The 18,127-nt window shown below is 40.6% G+C and carries 7 protein-coding genes; all 7 read right to left on the bottom strand.

Annotation, left to right across the window (positions count from 1 at the left end):
* The 7 genes from C8D70_RS05390 to C8D70_RS05360 are packed head-to-tail and all read right to left on the bottom strand — an operon-like array spanning nt 1 to nt 17,291.
* On the bottom strand, nt 1–1,254 hold the full coding sequence (locus C8D70_RS05390; RefSeq protein ID WP_110366632.1) for a phthiocerol/phthiodiolone dimycocerosyl transferase family protein: 1,254 nt from the start codon (nt 1,252–1,254) through the stop codon (nt 1–3).
* Nucleotides 1,251–2,534: a condensation domain-containing protein gene (locus C8D70_RS05385; RefSeq protein WP_110366631.1), complete on the bottom strand. Its 1,284-nt coding sequence runs from the start codon at nt 2,532–2,534 to the stop codon at nt 1,251–1,253. The genes C8D70_RS05390 and C8D70_RS05385 overlap by 4 nt, the downstream gene beginning before the upstream one ends.
* A 3-nt stretch (nt 2,535–2,537) precedes the next feature.
* Nucleotides 2,538–4,940: a glycosyltransferase gene (locus C8D70_RS05380; protein WP_110366630.1), complete on the bottom strand. Its 2,403-nt coding sequence runs from the start codon at nt 4,938–4,940 to the stop codon at nt 2,538–2,540.
* Complete coding sequence (locus tag C8D70_RS05375; protein ID WP_110366629.1) at nt 4,933–5,715, bottom strand: alpha/beta fold hydrolase; 783 nt, start codon at nt 5,713–5,715, stop codon at nt 4,933–4,935. The genes C8D70_RS05380 and C8D70_RS05375 overlap by 8 nt, the downstream gene beginning before the upstream one ends.
* Nucleotides 5,706–6,005 carry an acyl carrier protein gene (locus tag C8D70_RS05370; protein ID WP_110366628.1) on the bottom strand — a complete coding sequence of 100 codons (300 nt, stop codon included), beginning with the start codon at nt 6,003–6,005 and terminating at the stop codon, nt 5,706–5,708. The genes C8D70_RS05375 and C8D70_RS05370 overlap by 10 nt, the downstream gene beginning before the upstream one ends.
* Complete coding sequence (locus C8D70_RS05365; protein WP_110366627.1) at nt 5,993–10,249, bottom strand: type I polyketide synthase; 4,257 nt, start codon at nt 10,247–10,249, stop codon at nt 5,993–5,995. Before C8D70_RS05365 ends, C8D70_RS05370 begins: the two co-directional genes overlap by 13 nt.
* A 19-nt stretch (nt 10,250–10,268) precedes the next feature.
* Nucleotides 10,269–17,291, bottom strand: a complete 7,023-nt coding sequence (locus tag C8D70_RS05360) for a type I polyketide synthase (protein WP_110366626.1) — start codon at nt 17,289–17,291, stop codon at nt 10,269–10,271.
* Between the last annotated feature and the right edge of the window lie 836 nt (nt 17,292–18,127).

Below are 18,127 nucleotides of genomic sequence, written 5' to 3'. Positions count from 1 at the left end.
TCATAGAGAGAGGGTCAATAACTCGATGGCTTTATCTTTGATCAGATGAGCTTCTTCTTTGGGAAGAAAGTTTTCATTGGACATGAAAGTGAAGTCCATCTGTTGGTTGTATGTACTGGTGACTAAAGTATTTGAATTCAGCCATGGGAAAGCTACGGTAGGACTAAAGACTGTTTCCAGACTGAAATTTTTGTAATCATTAGAGATATTTACCTTTCCCATATTGGATAAGGTGATATCATGTCCGCCTTCACTGGATTTCAGCATATTGATCATACGCCCCACAACAGGATGCATGTGTTCACCCATCCACAGAAGTTCACGGGCTTCCATCTTGTTGATTTTCTCAGTAAGATCCTTTTTGATCTCTTTGGCATTGCTCATAACATCCTTGCTGTTTTTTTTCACAGAAAGTTCTACTGTAGGAGCAAAAGCAAATAAATGATCTTCTTTAATCTCCGGAATAAAATGCCGCACATCTACAGGACTGATCACTTTGCCTTTGGCACGGTCTCCCTGAACTTCACGAAAGGCCTGCATCACCGAGGAGCACAACAAAGCATGCACAGAAATTCCGTTAGCTTTACATTTTTCAGTGATCAGTTTGGTGTCCTCTGAAGTCATTTTCCAGTGAATCGCATAATTTTTTCCCTGGTTTCTCTTTTTACTTTTTCTTTGGATGAAAAAGAATACTTTAGCAAACAGCAGGTAAAAGCTGGCTTTGTATTTTTTTATTCCAGTGTTAAAATCTGAAGGCAGGAAATCATCAACAGATTCAAAAGCAACATAAGGAATTAATGGAGCATATGGATTGTCCAGCAAGCTTAAAAGTTCACGAATTAAGGTTACTCCGGTTGTTCCGTCTGAAATACAGTGGGGGATGATCCAAAGAATTTCAGAAGTATCCTGTCCCTTTACCCATACTACTTCGGCCAATGGCTTTTTGGGTGTTTCAAAAAGTTTAAACCATCCTTTTTCAGATTCTTTAAACCAGTCCTCGTCTGTTTTACGCTCAACAATACGAAGGGGAATAGGTTCTATATCTCTTTGTCCCATAAAAAAAGGATAGCATCCAATGTTATGATCAATATTCGTTCTCAGAATAGGATGCTTCTGCTGGATTCTTACTAAAGCAGCTTTAAAATTTTGTTCAGGAATTTTTCCCTTGATTCTTGCCGTGTAAATACAGTTTAAGGGCGTTTCCGGATCTACATACATGATCCTTTCCACCATCATTAAAGGTCTTTTGATCATGATACTGCCATTTGTTTTAGTTGTGAATGAATAGTCTGTATTACCTCATCACGGACAGCTAATGCATCGGTGTAAGGTAAATATCCTTCGCTTCCCATGAATGAAAAATCCATTTCACCACGGTAGGTTGAGGTCACCATCGTAGTTGTATTTCCTAAAGGTCCTATTACTGTAGGGCTGAAAATAGTATCTACACTGAAAGCTTTATACTGATGAGGAATCTTAATACGTCCCAGATTGGAAAACATACAGTCGTTGGAAGATTTCCCGTTCTTTAAAAGCCTGGTGAAATTATTCAGCGCATCGTGCCCGGATTCCATCACCATCATCGTGATATAAGGATTCAGTTTTGAGGTCTTCTGTTCCACAGATTTCTGCATCACTCTTAGATTGTCCTCAAAACTTAGCTTTTCATCAGAAGAAACCACTATCATTAATCCAAAAGCAAAAATATGATCTTCTTTAATCTGCCTGGCGAAACGTCTGATATCCACCGGGCAGGAAACTTTATTGAAAGATTTTTCTCCTCTTACTTTTTTAAATGCCTGCAATACTGCTGCACTCAAAAATGTATTGACGGTTACTTTCTGAGATTTGCAGTAATCAATTAATTGTTTGCTCACGGTTTCATCCAGTTTCCAGTGGATCAGATAGTCATTCTGTCTTTCCACGGCTTTCCTACCTACGGGAATGCATTTGATGGCAGTAGCAGCCAGCCTTCCGATAAATCTGGCTTTCAGTTTCTGCCGGCGGCTGTTCAGAATACTGGCCGGAACTACATCTTCGATGCCTAAAATTGGTTTTTCTACCCCGATTTCAGCAGCAGGATTTTCCAGTACCTTCAGGAATTCATGTGAAAAAGCCATAGCAGAGCCACCATCGCATAAACAATGGTGGAACGCAAACAGCATATCAGAAACGTTTTCACCCTTGATCCAGATAAACCGGATCAGGGGCAATTTTTCGTAATTAAAATTGGTGTTCCATTCTTTTCTGGATTCTTCCTGCCACTGATCTTCACTTTGTCTGGTGATGATTCTTACAGGGATAGAAGCAGGTTTTTCAGGAACATTGAACCAGGGAATATTTTTTTCGTCATAACTGATCAATGCTCTCAGCCATGGATGTTTATTTTGGATTCGTGCCAGAGCCTGCTGGATCTCTTTTAATGTAAAAGAACCTCTCAGCCGGAACGCAATAACCACGTTGAAGGGTTCTGTTCCGTCTCCCAGCAACATGCGCTCACCAAATAACAGTCTTCTTTTTATAGGTGGATTCATAGGCTACACAGAAGCTAATGTTGAATGTTCCTGTACAAAATTTTCTAACAGTTCTACCGCTTTATCATTACCTCCGGCAAGGGTAAATGTATTTCTGACTTCCTGAGCGGCGGCTCTGTATTTAGGATTTTCCAATAATTCAAAAACCGTTTCACGAAGGGCATCTACACGCAGTCTTTTGTATCGTATACTGATTCCGCAGCCTGCCTGTTCGATCAGTTTTGCAATATGGAAATGATCGTAAGCGATTGGCGTGATCAACATAGGTAATCCGTTACGGAAAGTATCATTTACGGTATTGAAACCACCGTGGCATATCACCATATCCATCTGCTGCATCACCGCAGACTGAGGAACGAAGCTGTTCACGATGAAGTTATCCGGCCATTCTTCAAAAATTTCCGGTGGAGTAGCGGCAATTACGGTAACCGGCTGGTCTTTAAATGCAGCGATGATTTTTTCAAAGAATGCTTTTCTGATATCTACCAGCAGTGTTCCCAACGATACAAATATCTTTGGAGTGGCAGAAGCGTTTAATTTATCCCAGTCAAATGGGGAATCATTCGGACGGCCTTTTACCGGGCCTACAAATTTCATATGAGGCGGAACGGTTTCAAATCCGGCGAAAGCCTGTGAAGTAAACACCATATTCAGTTTATGAGAATGGATGTAAATGCCTTCCTCATGAATGCCCACTTCTTTTTGAAGATCTTTGATTAAGTTCTGTTGCCATTCCCAGATTTTAGGGGCACTTTTTTCCGTGTCTCCCATCACATCCGGAGGAACCGGAGTTGTCGTTACACAAGGAATATGATGTTTATGAGCGAAAAGAGCACCTCCGAAAGTGATACAGTCGTTTACAATCACATCCGGCATCCAGCTTTCAGTAAGTCTCGTTAATCCCGGCATCATCATTTTAGCGAAAGGAACATAGGTTTCTTCCAGTGCCAGTTTCATGACTTCAGGTCCGGAACATGCGGGTCCGTCATCCTGTCTTTTTAAAATCCGGGCGATTTCCTCCTGGTATGGAATAAGATCTTCTTCAGGATAGAAGTAAGAACCTCCTTCGGGAATATGTTTGCTGTCTAAAGGCGTAATTCCAAACCATTTTACTTCGTGTCCGCGAGCAATCAGGCTTGCTCCCACACTTAAGGTAGGGCTTATATGTCCGAAAAACGGAGGAACTACGAATAAAAATTTAGACGGTTTTTCAGGTTTTGAAGCTCTTGATAAAGCCTGTTCCAATAAATTGGCTGCTGTAGCTGAACCTCCGGCTTCCACAAAAGACTGTCCAACTTTTCGGGCAGCATCTTCATAGCTTGGATTATTCAGAATCTGCTGTACAGCTTCTCTCAGGTGATGGGCTTTAAATCGGTTAAAATTAAGACGCTCACCTGCTTCTGTACGCACCACACGTCCTGCAACATGCGACTGGTCATACGCAATTGGGATCACAACCAAAGGAATTCCGTTGGATAATGTTTCAGAAACGGTATTATGACCGCCATGGCAAACTACGCCGTCAAGATGAGGCAGCAGATCCAGTTGCGGAACCTGTTGATACACCATAAAGTTATCCGGCCACTGTTCGAAAAGTTGTGGATCGGAGACGACTACAACAGTCAGATCTTCATCTTTAAAGGCATCAATGACCTTTTGGAAAAATGCTTTTTTATGATCATGATCGAAGGTTGTTCCGATACTTACTAAAATCTTTTTGTTGTCAGCACTTTTTAATCGGTCCCAATCAAACTCACATGAGATACGTCTTTCCGTAAGAACCGGACCTGTGAACTGATATTGAGAAGGCAGATCATCCATTTCCCCAAAGAAATAACTGGAAGTCAAAACAAGTGTCAACAGATCTGAAGTTGCCAGGGAGCGTTCTTCATGGAAACCCAATTCTTTCTGTAAATCTAGGATCTGATTCACTTCCCATTCGTGTACTTTTGGAAGCTCATTCATAATTTTGATGGCTGCCGGAGCGGTAACAGAAGTGGCATAAGGAATACCAAGAGTTTTGGCTGCAACCGGAGCTGCAAATAACTGATGATCCCCGATAATCAAATCGGGTTGCTCTATTTTTAATAAAGCAACAACTCCGTTATAGCAATGTCTGTTCAGCGGGATAAGAACCTCTTCATACAGGAACTTAACGCTGTCTATACCATACACTACTTTTTTGGAGATAATATCGAGATATTGTTCACTTTCTTTCTTTTCTTCGTCGGTCTGATCGTATTGGATCAGTAATAATTTTCCTCCCTCGGGAAGTTTAGCTTCTAAAGTCGGGTCAAGGCTGATCCAGGCTACTTCATGTCCTCTTTCCAGCAGCGTAGCACCGATGCTTAAGGTAGGGTTGACATGTCCTGTTAATGGTGGAACTATAAATGCAAATTTAGCCATGGTTTTGTGTTAAAATTTTAGATAAGAATTGAGTGATCGTTTCAGCGATGAGCTGAGGTTCCTGGATAGGAATATTATGATCACCCGGAATTAATTCAAGTTCAGACTGGCTGATTTGAGATTGCAGCCATTCACCTGTAGGTCTGCAGTTGGAATCAGCTCCATAAAGCAATAAAGTGGAAGTTTCCAATCCCTTGAAGTCAGCTTCACCAAGGAAATTTTTTTCCCTGATCATATCTGCTTTAATGGTGGTTTGATTAAACAGAAATTCATACATGCGATGGTTCTTTTCCATTTGTCTTTTACCCATCTGTACTTTGGTAGTGTCTGTAAAATTGGCGACATAGTGCTCAAGAAATTCTTTGCTGTATTCATCAATGATGTTACGGGCTTTTTCATCCTGAGGATCCGGAGCTTCCATCACCACGAGCTGATTGACGCGGTTAGGATATTCTAAAGCTGTTTTCAACGCAATAAGACCTCCGAAACTATAGCCGACAAGGTGTACTTTTTCCAGTTGAAGGTGATCTATTAAACCTATTAAATCGGATGACATGTTGTCAAGATCGTACCCATCCAAAAAGCGTTCACTCATACCGTGGCTTTTCAGATCGTACATCACCACATGGAAATGCTTGGCCAGTACAGGGGCAATATTAAAATAATAAATGGACAGGTTACTGAACATACCGTGGATGAGTACCACGGTTTGTTCGGCTCCTTTGTTGAGTTCCTGTATATGAACTTGTCTGTTATTGACAGTGATTATTGGCATTCGTAGATATAATTGATGATCATACTAAGGTCAAGATTAATAAGCTGGTCAAGATCCATAGAAGATAACCAACCTGTAAAGTCGATCTGATCGCCAAAATGCGCCTTGATCTTTTCAGAGAAAGAGACAATCTCGATGCTGTCCATTTCAAGATCTTTGGTGAATGAACTTTCAGGAGTAATATCCATCTCTTCTACAAATTCAGCCCCTATCACTTCAGTAATAAAACCTTTTAATAAAATAAAAAGTTCTTCGTGGTTCATTTTTAATGTTGCGTTTACAGTGTCCATCCGATAATATAATTTTTATGTTTAATAGTTTTGATTTCAATGTTGTTGATCCACAGGTGATCATCTTTTATCATTTCGACTTCGAAGGCTTTAGGATTTCCTTTCAGTCCTGTTCCCAGAAACTTTCCGTAAGCTTCTTTGGCTACCCAGAAACGGGTGGTCCATTCTGCCTGATCTCTGTCTTTTAATAAGGTTAATTCTTTGTCGGTAAATACCATGTCATAGAATCCTGAGCTGCGTTCTTCCATCAGTTCCATATCAATTCCTACAGATTTTCCATATCTCGCAATTCCTACGGCTTCTTTTCCTTTGTGAGCTAAAGAAATATGAATGTCTTCTGTAAAATCACTGATGAGGTAAGGTTTCCCCACTTCATCGGAACGGATTTCAAAGGTGATCGGGAAGCAGGCATGTTTTTTTTCCTGACGAAGGAGATTTCTTACAGCATCTTTCACTGCTACACGGCTTACCATCCAGTTTTTCTTCTTGTTAGGTAATAATTGTTGGTGGTGCTGTTTTTCCGTTTGGTTGAAATATCTTTTCAGGATAAAATCCCATGAAGCGACTCGGGTGTATGCCTGATGGAAGAAGAAAACTTCAGGAGCGATCTCTTCCGAAAGACGGTTGTGCAGCGGTGACATGGAAACATTCCATAACGGAGCATCAATTTCCAGTCTTCTGTTTTGCCAACCGGTAATGGCACACCATACTTTTCCGTCTCTTTTCAGGATGATATCTGCGATGGCAAATTCATCATTAAGTTCCGTCAGCATACAGGTGCATTCAAAAATACCTTCCTGATCATGCATATCTCCGAAGAATTCAATATCTCTGATTTTTACAGGGAATGCAATACGGTCTTTCACTAAAGTAAGCTGCAGCCAAAGTCCGAATAACTGTCCTGCATTATCAAGCAAAGAACCTTTACCACCGTTTCCTTTTATTTTTCCGATAATTCCTTTGTCTCCAACGGCTGAAACTTCAGTAATTCCCTGGTATTTGTCTCCATGGAACATGTGCATGTCATAGATTTCTTCAGGCGTTCTTTCGATAGGTAAAAGATTACCGATGGAAAGATTGAAATTAGGTATTGCAACAGAAGCTGATTTTAAAATTACTTCTGCGTTGGCAAAGTTTTCAATATCAAGATAAGCGTGATTCGGTGAACGCCATTCTCCTTTTACGGTTTTTTCGAAAGGTTTGGCAACGTTCATCCATTGGAATACGCTTACATTCATGATTTTATGCACCAATGTTCCCGGAACTTCAGCTTCTGCAATTTCTGCAAGCTGTTCGAAGATCATCGTCATCGGAATCACCGGTTCCATATCTGCAACATGAGCCCATCCTTTAGGCTGTCTCAATAAACTGTGGTCGATCAGATAAGGATGGCTTTCCAGAGTTACATACAAGTCTTTTGAGAAGGTTGTACTTCTTGGTGCTTTTGGAGCAACATGTGTTGTTGGAGCTGTCGGACGTTGGATGGTGATCTCCGGACGGTTTTGGAATAAAGTCAATACTTCTTCCTGCATACGGATCATATCCGCAACGTTATCCTGGAATGCCTGTACCAGCGGGTGACCACTTTTGGTGGCAATAGCTGAAGCCGTTGCTGTATATTGTTTTGGCATATCAAATGACTGAGCCAAGGCTTTTACTTCTTTAAAATTACGGATAATAGGAGAACCTAATTCCAGCTTAATACCTTTTCCTGAAGGTCTTTTCGAATGATTCTGAATCTCCAGAAAATCAAGGGCAATTGTTTTTCCTTCTACAAATAAAGAAGCCACTACACGCTGTAGTTGTGCTAATGCAGAACGGGTCGGAACGCTGGAAGCAATGGTACTGAAGGCTTTCCCCTTCAAAGTATCATCAATAAATCCAATCAGTCCTCCTGTACCGACCTGAATGAAAACTCTTGCGCCTTCTTCGTATAATTTATCTGTCAGTTCACGGAAACGAACGGGTTCTACCAAATGCTCTGCACTCAGTTTTCTGATCGCTGCCTGATCTGCAGGATATGGCTCTAAGGTGGTAGCAGACCATAATGGTATTTTTGTCTGCTGGAACTGTGCTTTTTCCATTCCCGCAAGGATCACATCCAGTTTATCTGCGATAAAAGGAGAGTGAAATCCGGATTGGAACGGTAGCACCTGATGGAAAATCTGTTTTGCCTTTAACAAAGGAACCAATTCATCCAAAGCTGCATTGCTTCCGCAAAGAATCACCTGATTAGGGCAGTTATCATTGGATACATAAAGGTTTGAAATTTCTGCAATAAAAGGTTTTATAATATCAATTCCGGCTCCTATGGCGATGAATTTGGAATCTTTTAATTCAAAAGTTTCAGGGTGAAGGACATCAATTAAGGCTTTTACAGAGTTGGCTTCTGCTAATTCTGAAGAATAACCGGCTAACCATTCTCCTAAACTGTGTCCTGCATTCATATCCGGGATAATTCCCATTTTTTTCAATGAATTATCAAGGATACTGCAATTGTTGAAAACGTTTAAAGCATCGGTTAAAAGTCCTTCACCTTCCGTTTCAATAGGAGCTGTAAGCCCAAAATAACGGCTTACCGTTTCTACTTCACCTTTTGCCAGTCCATCCAATCCAGGAAATACAAAGGCTACTTTACTGCCATCTTTTAATAACGGAGCAGAAGTGTACCAGATATCCTGTTTGTTTTTCCAGATGATATTTTTGGAAACAATTTTTATGGCTTTTTCTATTCTGGCAGGTGTTGGATCAAATATCGCAACCCTAAAATCTCCTTCGCCAATAGCTGTTTCATTATTTTGTAATGCAGATAGCAGTTCTTCATGGGTGTGTCTTGCCAATATCAATACCAGATCTTTTTTCGGCATATCATAGCCTTCCAAAACAACATGAGCATTGATTCCTCCAAATCCGAAAGCATTCACTGCGGCTACTTTTGGCAGTCCTGTTTTTGACCAGTTTCTGGCTTTCTGTACAGGTTCAAACCTTGTATTCTGCATCTCCGAAGTTGGATTCTCACAATACAAGGTTGGTGGTAAAGTATCATGATGTAATGCTAAACAGGTTTTAATTAGTCCAGCAATTCCTGCTGCCGGCATAGCATGCCCGATATTGGATTTCACAGATCCGATACCTGCCGTAGGAGCGGTTTCTTCTTTCCCGAAGAATTGGGCTAAGGTCTGAAGTTCTGTTTTATCTCCAAGGGGAGTTCCTGTGCCATGAGCTTCAAGATATCCCACTTTATTTTTATCTAAATCAGCATTCATCCATGCCTGTTCCAGTGCTTTCAACTGACCTTTTACAGATGGACTCATCACGCTGGTGCCGGTACCATCACTGCTTACGCCTACTCCTTTGATCACAGCATAGATTTTGTCCTGATCCCGAATGGCATCTTCCAGTCTTTTTAGTACAACAAAACCACATCCTTCACCAATCAACAGACCATCAGCATCACTACTGAACGGTTTGATTTGTTGTTGGCGTGACATGGCTCCCAGCTGAGCAAAAATACTCCAGAAAGCAGCATTCTGGCCTGTGTGTACGCCTCCTGCGATCATGATATCGGAACGGCCTCTCTGAAGTTCCTGTACAGCATGATCTACAGCAATCAAAGCAGAGGCACAAGCGGCATCTACAGTGAATGCAGCGCCTCCTAAATTGAAGCGGTTCGCGACAAGAGAGGCTACAAGATTGGGTATTAATCCCATCGCAGTATCGGCCGCGAAACGTCCTTTACGTTGTTGGAAAGCTTGTTTTACTTTTTCAATATCCACAGAAGAAACCTGAGGCAGCAATTCCTGTAATAACGAAGAAATCTGTTCTCCGGTTCTTACAATTTCTATAGCTCGGGTCGCACCTGGACCTGTGTAGTTTCCTTTACCGATGATAATTCCCGCTTTTTCAAGGGAAGTATTTTTTTGGAATACGCCGGCATCTTCCAGTGCTTTCTGTACCAGATCAAGTGTAAGCAGATGATCAGGTTCTGTTCCTTCAACGGCTAATGGCAAAATACCAAATGCGGTAGGATCGAAAGTATAGTCAGGGATAAATCCTCCACGCTGACAGTAAAAACGGTCAACGGGACTTGTGACATCACTGAAATGAACCGGATCTATCCGATGCTCCGGAGCGAGTTCGGTAGAATCAACTTTATTGACAATATTCTGCCAAAAAGTTTTGGCATCCTGTGCCCCGGGAAAGACGCAGGATAGGCCAATTACAGCTACATCTGTTTTTTTCATATTGAATTTATACAGCGTTTTACCAATTATTTCCTGACATGATCAGCACCTGGCTTTCCGTTCCGTATTTGATCTCGTTAAGGAAGATTTCTTTTCCTTCATCCAATGGGATCATAGAAATACCTCTGCGTTCATATTCTGATTCAAGGGTGGAAGAAACCATTCCGGCTCCTTTCCAGGGTCCCCAGTTGATCGAGATTACTTTTCCTTTTAATCTTTTGTTTAAAGCATTGGCGTAATCATCCAGTACACTGTTGGCCGCAGCATAATCTGTCTGGCCTTTGTTGCCGTATACAGAAGCAATACTTGAGAACAGAACTACAAACTGGCAGTCTGAACGAAGCTGTTCTGCCAATACACGAAGTGGTTTCACTTTGGTGTCAAATACACGTCCGAAAGAGCTTGTTGTCTTTTGTTTGAATAATTTATCTTCTAAAAGACCTGCTCCATGAATCACTCCATCCAGACGGTTGTATTTTTCATAAATACTGCTGATCAGATTGCTTAAACCTTCTTCGTCACAAAGATCCAGTGATTGGTAAATGATGGTATTTCCAAGCTCTTCCATATCACGGATCGTACGCAGGATCTGATTGTTTTTGAAAATCTTCGTTGTTTCTTTTTCTATTTCTGCAGGAGAAGTGAATTGACCTGACTTGATCAGGAAACCTCTGATTTCTTCTTTGGTTTTCATTCCCTCAAAATCTTTCGCAGAAATATCATTTCTTGGATCCGCTGATCTTCCTACCAGAATATAAGTACAAGGATACGCCTGAGACATGTGTTTTACCAATTCGGCAGTGATTCCCTGTGCGCCTCCCAATACCAATACCACAGATTTTTGATCTAATTGGATATGAGCTTCATTCAAGCTTGTTGATAATGGAGAAGGAATGATGTCTACCTGGTGTCTCTGATCGTTTTTATAAATCACCTCAGCAGGTTTATCATTGGTAAGGATTTCTTTCAACGTAATTTCAGCAATCTGATCTACTTCCTGAGGCGTACTAAGGCTGATTAATCTACAAGTTGTATTATCAAATTCTCTTGCTAAACTTTTGAAAAGTCCCGGATATCCCTGATGATGACGTAATATGCTTGCATCTGTAATTTCCTGAAGGTGTGCTGGAATATCTGAAATAAGATATACCCATTTTGCTTTATCAAAATCCAGTTTTTTGATCAGATCTACGTGATCGATAATACTTGGCTTATCAACCGCAGAGAATAGGTCTAACATAATTAATCCGTCGATATTTGAAAGATCTTTATATGTATCTACCAGCTCTACAATAGCTCCATGTTTTTCTAACGCATCTTTGATGGCTGAGGTTTGCTTGCTGTCATCTTGTGTAATCGCAAAGCGTTTTCCCTGCAATACTTCTGTATTTTGTATTTTAGAAGCATCGGTAGGAGTGATGTCAAAACGAAGACGTGAGAGTACATTTTGGGTTGGCTCTGCAGTATTTTCTTCTTTCGCTTCGTGAGTGGTTTCGTTGGTTTCCCCATTCATTTCGCTGATCCAGCTTGCCAGACCACGAAGAGTTTTGATGGCCGCCAGTTTTTCCATCACATCATCAGCCTGTTCAAGGTTTTGACCAAATCCGATCTTAGTTTTAAGATCACCGATGATTTCCATCCGTTTAATGGAATCTATGCTTAAATCAGCTTCCAGATCAAGATCAATTCCTAACATTTCTTTTGGATATCCTGTTTTTTCGCTAACGATATTCAGAATTGCATTTTGAAGGTCTTCAAGAGAGAATGCCGGCTGAGCTTGTGATTTTGAAACTGCAGGCTCAGTAGCTGATCCTTTTTTTTTAGTCGCAGCAGTGGTTTCAGCTCCAGAAAATTCAGTAAGCCATGAAACAAGACCACTTAAAGTTTTTATTCCGGCAAGCTGCTCCATAACGGTGTCTTCACTGGTATTTCCATTGCCCAGAGTTCCCAGTTCGTTACGAAGTGTTCCGATGATCTCAACTCTTTTGATAGAGTCGATACTTAAATCCGCTTCCAGGTCCATTTCCATACCCAGCATTTCCTGAGGGTATCCTGTTTTGTCACTTACTACTTGTAATAATAAGGATTTGATATCTCTTGACGGAGCTTGCTTTACAGGAGCTGCAGCTACGGGTTGCTGATGAACAGGCTGAACCGGAATCGTAGATATAGGCTGGTGTGCAGCAGCTGGTGCTGGTGAATGGTATACAGGAGCAGGGAATGCCTGAGGATTCTGTCCCATAAAGGAAAGCATCACATCACGCTGTGCCTGTATCATTAATTTCATACTGTTTAAATATTCCTGCAGCATACGTTCAGCGGTAGACTGAGCTTCAGTTGCTGGTGTCTGTGGTTGATGGGTAAAATTGTTCATGGGAATAGGGTTTATAAGTGGCAACGCACCATTAGATGGCAGATTACCGGTAGTTGGGTGGGCTGTCTGCCCGTTAACACGCCAGATAGCAGGGCTTTTCTTGTAAAGCTCAGGTTGGTTAAGATCGATAATCGTAACACTTCTGCCGTCAAAAAGTTTATCAATATTAAAGCTTCTGCCAGTTCCTAAATATTGTGCCAGCATGCAAAGCAGATGACTGAATTTATTACGGCTGTTGTCTTCTACATATAGGGTAAGCTGATCTTTTTCAAGACAGGATTTGGTCAATCCGGTAAGAACTTTTCCTGGTCCTACTTCGATGAAGATTCTTGCACCGTCGTTATACATGGCCTGAAGCTGTTCTACAAATCTTACAGGCTGTACCAGATGGTCGGTAAGTCTTTCTTTTATTTCTGATGGATTTGAAGGATATACTTCTGCTGTAGTATTAGACCACACCGGAATCTGCATTTCACTGAAAGGAATATCCTTCAGTATTTCCGCATATAAATCCTTGGATTTTGCCAGTAACGGACTGTGGAAAGCACAGGCAACTTCCAGTTTTTTAGCAGAAATACCTTCCAGTTTAAGTACTTCCAGTAAAGTATTGATGGCTTCTGTACTTCCTGCGATAACACATTGAGTAGGAGCATTAAAGTTTACGGGATAACATCCTTCTACTTTAGCAATGATTGGCAGTAAACGTTCCGGAGTAGCACTTGCCGCCAGCATTGAACCCGGATCTCCACCTTCTACTGAGTCTAAAATAGATTGAGCTCTCTGAACGCTTAAGTCAACCAGTTTATCTTCTCCAAACACTCCTGCAAAACATAAAGCTGGTATTTCACCATAGCTATGACCTGCCAGCATATCAGGAACGATGCCCAATGATTCTAAGAATTTTGCCAGTGCAAGGTCTACAATTCCTAAAAGTGGTTGTGCTAAACGCGTATCTTTAATGGTTTCTTTCTGTTGTTTTAAATCAGCTTCATTAAAGGTTTTTGATGGGAAAACTACTTTTTCAAGTTCAGGATACTCATCAATAATCTTACGCATGGCTGGGAAAACAACAAATAAGTCACGGGCCATATTGATTCTCTGGCTGCCTTGTCCGGGGAATGTGAATGCTACTTTACCTTCTTTTTTATTCACGGTAAAAGTGTCTTTTGTCTCAATTCCCAGCAATACAAGTTCAAGCTTCATCATCAGGTCTTCGGCAGTGTCTGCAACAATACTGAACTGAATTGGCTTTTCTGAACTGATGCTTAAACTGTAAGCAATATCTTTTAATGGAATACCATCGTTAATTTCTAATAATACTTTAACCTGACTTGCCTGTTCTTTCGCTTCTTCATAGTTATCTCCGCGGAACACAAACAATTCTGAAGGCCACGACTGCATGGCAATGGAATTATCCTGTTTAGGATGGTTGGCAATGACCGTATGGAAGTTGGTTCCCCCAAATCCAAAAGCACTGATTCCTGCATAACGGTTTTTTTCTGACCATAATCCACTTTCTGAATGAAATGCAAATGGACTGGTTTCAGCATTGTAATAGGCATTAGGCTGCTGAAGATGAAGGGTAGGCGGCTTTACACCGTGATATACCGCAAGCGAAGCTTTGATTAATCCTGCTAATCCTGCCGCACATTTGGTATGCCCGATCTGTGTTTTCACAGAACCTAGATGAGTCTGCCCCGGTAAAGCTCCTGAACGGCTGAACAAATTAGTCAATGCACTTAATTCAGTTTTGTCACCTACTACTGTTCCTGTACCGTGAGCTTCTACAAGACCTACGGAAGCTGGACTGATCCCAGCTTGGGAATAAGCACGCTCTAAGGCTCTTACCTGGCCTATTTTTCTAGGAGCGGTCAAACCTAACGCTTTTCCGTCACTGGATCCTCCAACTCCTTTTATTACTGAGTAAATACGATCTCCATCCCTTACAGCATCTTCATATCTTTTTAAAACAAGGATGGCAATACCTTCTCCAAGAGCGATACCGTCTGCATCACCATCGAATGTAGCACATCTTCCTTTTCTGGATAAGGCATGCGTGCTGGAGAACATCAGGTAATCATTAATTCCGTTGTGTAAATCTGCACCTCCGGCAAGAACCATATCAGATTTTCCTAATACAAGTTCCTGGCAAGCCAGATCAATAGCGGCCAAAGAAGAAGCACAGGCTGCGTCTACTGTGAAGTTTCTTCCGCCCAAATCCAGACGGTTCGTAATCCTACCTGCGATCACATTGGCCAAAATACCTGGAAAAGAATCCTCGGTGGTATGTGGAAAGGCTTCTTTTACTTCTTCGTGAAGCTCTCCGAAGACCTGTTTATAATATCCTCTGAAACTGTAGCTGTTGGCAAGGTCATTACCTCCTTCAGCACCTATAATAACAGAAATGTTTTCTCTGTTGATGTGTTTTTCGCCATAACCGGCATCTTCCATTGCACGTTTTGCAACTAATAAGGTTAAAAGCTGTGTAGGTTCAATGGCTGCGAGCGATTGTGGCGGAATCCCGAATGCCAAAGGATCGAAATCGATTTTAGGAATAAATCCTCCCCATTTGGAATGAGATACATCCGATTCGTTGGAATCAGGTTTATAATAAAGGTCTTTATTCCATCTTTCATCCGGTACTTCGGTAACACTGTCTTTTCCTAAAATGATATTTCTCCAGTATTCATCAAGGTTTTTAGCACCAGGAAAAATACATTCCATCCCTACGATGGCGATATCAAGAGGTTTTTCCGTAGAAACCGGTTCTTCCGGTAATACTGCATCCTGAATATGTTTGTAATTGTCTACCACACTTTGATGAAGGGCTGCCAATGAGATCACACGATTCTGCATGGTGGCTACCTGCCCGATCATATACATTCCTAAGTCCAGTTGGTCATCTTTAGGAATATTGACCAATTTGTCGCCCTGACGTTCTATTCCTTTAGCGGCAATACGTAAACGGCCTACATTTAATTTTTCAAGCTGTTCCCATACCTGTTTTTTATCCATTCCGGCGGCAAGAAGTTTTGCTTTTTCTGTATTGAAGTGGTGAGCAAAAGCTGTATTTAAACAACGGGTTTCATGTCCGGGAGCAGTTTCCAGTAAAACGGTATCCTTCGCCTGCATGGCCTGAGACTGGAATTCTTCCTGAATAGCTCCCGTTTGTACAGCTTCATGGGTATACAGATAAGCTGTACCCATCAATACCCCGATTTTCACTCCTCTTGCGGCCAATGGTGCAGCCATAATAGAAACGAATGCGGTTGAAAAGGCGTTATGAATTCCTCCTGCAAAAAAGACACTGATGTTTTCAGGATGATCTTCTTTTAAAATACGTTCAATTTGTTTTTCCCAGAGAACTGTACTGGACAAAGGGCCTACGTGGCCTCCACACTCGCGCCCTTCAAAAATAAAGTTTTTCGCGCCTTCTTTGAGGAAAATATCCAGAAGGGCAGGGGAAGGAACGTGTAAGAATGATTTTATTCCTGCTTTTTCAAATACTTTAGCCTGTGCGGGTCTTCCTCCGGCAATCAAAACTACAGGAGGTTTTGCTTCTAATATATATGATGTCTGTTCATCTCTTAATTCCTGTGGAGCAAATCCTAAAATTCCTACACCCCATGTTTTTTCACCAGCCAGCTTTTTGGTATCCATTACCAAAGATTTTGCAGATTCTCCTTTCAATAAGGATAAAGCAACAAAGGGTAAAGCTCCGGCATCTGCTACTGCATTGGCAAATGAAGGAACATCACTTACACGGGTCATTGGACCTTGAGCGATAGGGTAGTTCAGACCCAATTCCTGAGCTAAAGAGTTGTTTTTATCAATTACTTTCAGTGCTTTTGCCTGCTTCAGGTGTCCATACATGGCTTCTTTGAAACCGAAAATCAGTTTTCTCAGGGTTTTGAAGTCTTCATACAGATCTGTTGCTAATGAAATATCTTGTCCCATTGGGATGTAACATGTACTGAGGTCTAGACCTGTAAAGTATTGTCTCAGATCTTCGGCAGTTGCATTCTCAGGTAAAACCGGTGAATTGGGTCTTACCAGTACACGATGGTTAGCAATCACTTTAGTTTCTGTACCATTCAGTTTTGAGCAGATTTCTTTCAGGTCCTGAGGGACCGAACTTTCCGGAAACAGAGCCAGTTGGCTGTCCAGTACAATTCCTGTTGCTCCCAAAGCTTTTGCTGCTGCTGCGGTATGGATGCCTATTCCTCCCTGTACCCACACCGGAATGCTCTGGATTTCTTTGATCACACGCTGGAATAATACAAATGTGGACTCATAGCCTACTAATCCACCCGCTTCATTTCCTTTGATAATGATTCCTTCTGCTCCTGACTGTTCAGCCTGTGTGGCCTCTTCCAAACTGGTTACCTGAAAAATAACAGGTATATTGAGTGGCTTAGACATTCCGAACGGAAGGATCGCAAATCTTACTTTTTCAGGAATTTGAAGAGTGGTGAAATCATCGTTAGAAAAATAAATACCATAGGATGGTACGTCTATCTGATCAAGTTGATGTAACGCTTCCTGGGCTTTCGTTAGCTCATTTCCTAAACTTAGTACGGGCAATGCACCTGCCTGGTGCAGTCGGGATACAAGGTTAACGTCCGGCTTTTCAAAAGGCGTCAGTCCAATAATGGTTAATTTTTTCATGGCGTGTTAATTGAATTATTGAATGATAGCAAGAGTTTAATAACAGAATGCAAGGTCTTTGCATAGTAAGACCATTACTTTTTGTTAGGATATAATAAAATTGGTTTTTATCAAATCGCTAAAAATTAATATTGTTTTATGATAATTATTTAATGATCTGTCAGTTACAGATAGATTTTGTGTTATAGTAATTATATCTGGCTTTTCAAAGGATAATAGCCAGATTTTGGTCAGGTTTTTCATAGCATTTACGGTATAGAAATGATTAATGATATCTCATTGCAAAAAAGCTTATATTATATGTATAAATAGCAATTTGAGGTGATGAGAAAATAAAAATAATGAAACTGTAATATATCTTTAATCATAAATGTTATTTGATAACAATTTTTTAATGTAAAAATATCTGTTGTTCAAATGCTATTAAAGTATATTTATTGTTTCCTTATTCTTAGAAACATGGCCGGTACAATCTTATATTTTTTAACTATAAATAGTTATAGTTAAAAAAAATGTTAGTCAAATATAGGAATAAAAAATAAAATATTTCAAAAACAAGAGAATTGTTTTCAGGTATATTACAAAAAGATAATATACCCTAGATAAGGTTCAAAAATGTAAAAAATACCTTTATGAATCTGATAAAATTAAAAAGCTAATTTAATTAAAATTAATCAATATATTGTGATTTAATTTGAATTATTTATGAACTTTTTATATCTTTTTGATAAATAAACAGATAGATATTTTTAATAATAATTTAAATATCTTTCCGAAATTCATAAAAAAAACAGTAAGTGTCTGATATGCTTACTGTTTTTGTATGTGTTGATTGT

Source organism: Chryseobacterium sp. CBTAP 102 (assembly GCF_003201365.1).
Classification (GTDB): domain Bacteria; phylum Bacteroidota; class Bacteroidia; order Flavobacteriales; family Weeksellaceae; genus Chryseobacterium; species Chryseobacterium candidae.
The sequence above is the reverse complement of the archived record's forward strand: the minus strand, read 5'-3'. Positions and strand labels throughout refer to the sequence as shown.

Excerpts from the sequence above, each read along its gene's own strand:
- C8D70_RS05390 (WP_110366632.1), bottom strand. The coding sequence starts at position 1,254 with ATGATCAAAAGACCTTTAATGATGGTGGAAAGGATCATGTATGTAGAT.
- C8D70_RS05385 (WP_110366631.1), bottom strand. The coding sequence starts at position 2,534 with ATGAATCCACCTATAAAAAGAAGACTGTTATTTGGTGAGCGCATGTTG.
- C8D70_RS05380 (WP_110366630.1), bottom strand. The coding sequence starts at position 4,940 with ATGGCTAAATTTGCATTTATAGTTCCACCATTAACAGGACATGTCAAC.
- C8D70_RS05375 (WP_110366629.1), bottom strand. The coding sequence starts at position 5,715 with ATGCCAATAATCACTGTCAATAACAGACAAGTTCATATACAGGAACTC.
- C8D70_RS05370 (WP_110366628.1), bottom strand. The coding sequence starts at position 6,005 with ATGGACACTGTAAACGCAACATTAAAAATGAACCACGAAGAACTTTTT.
- C8D70_RS05365 (WP_110366627.1), bottom strand. The coding sequence starts at position 10,249 with ATGAAAAAAACAGATGTAGCTGTAATTGGCCTATCCTGCGTCTTTCCC.
- C8D70_RS05360 (WP_110366626.1), bottom strand. The coding sequence starts at position 17,291 with ATGAAAAAATTAACCATTATTGGACTGACGCCTTTTGAAAAGCCGGAC.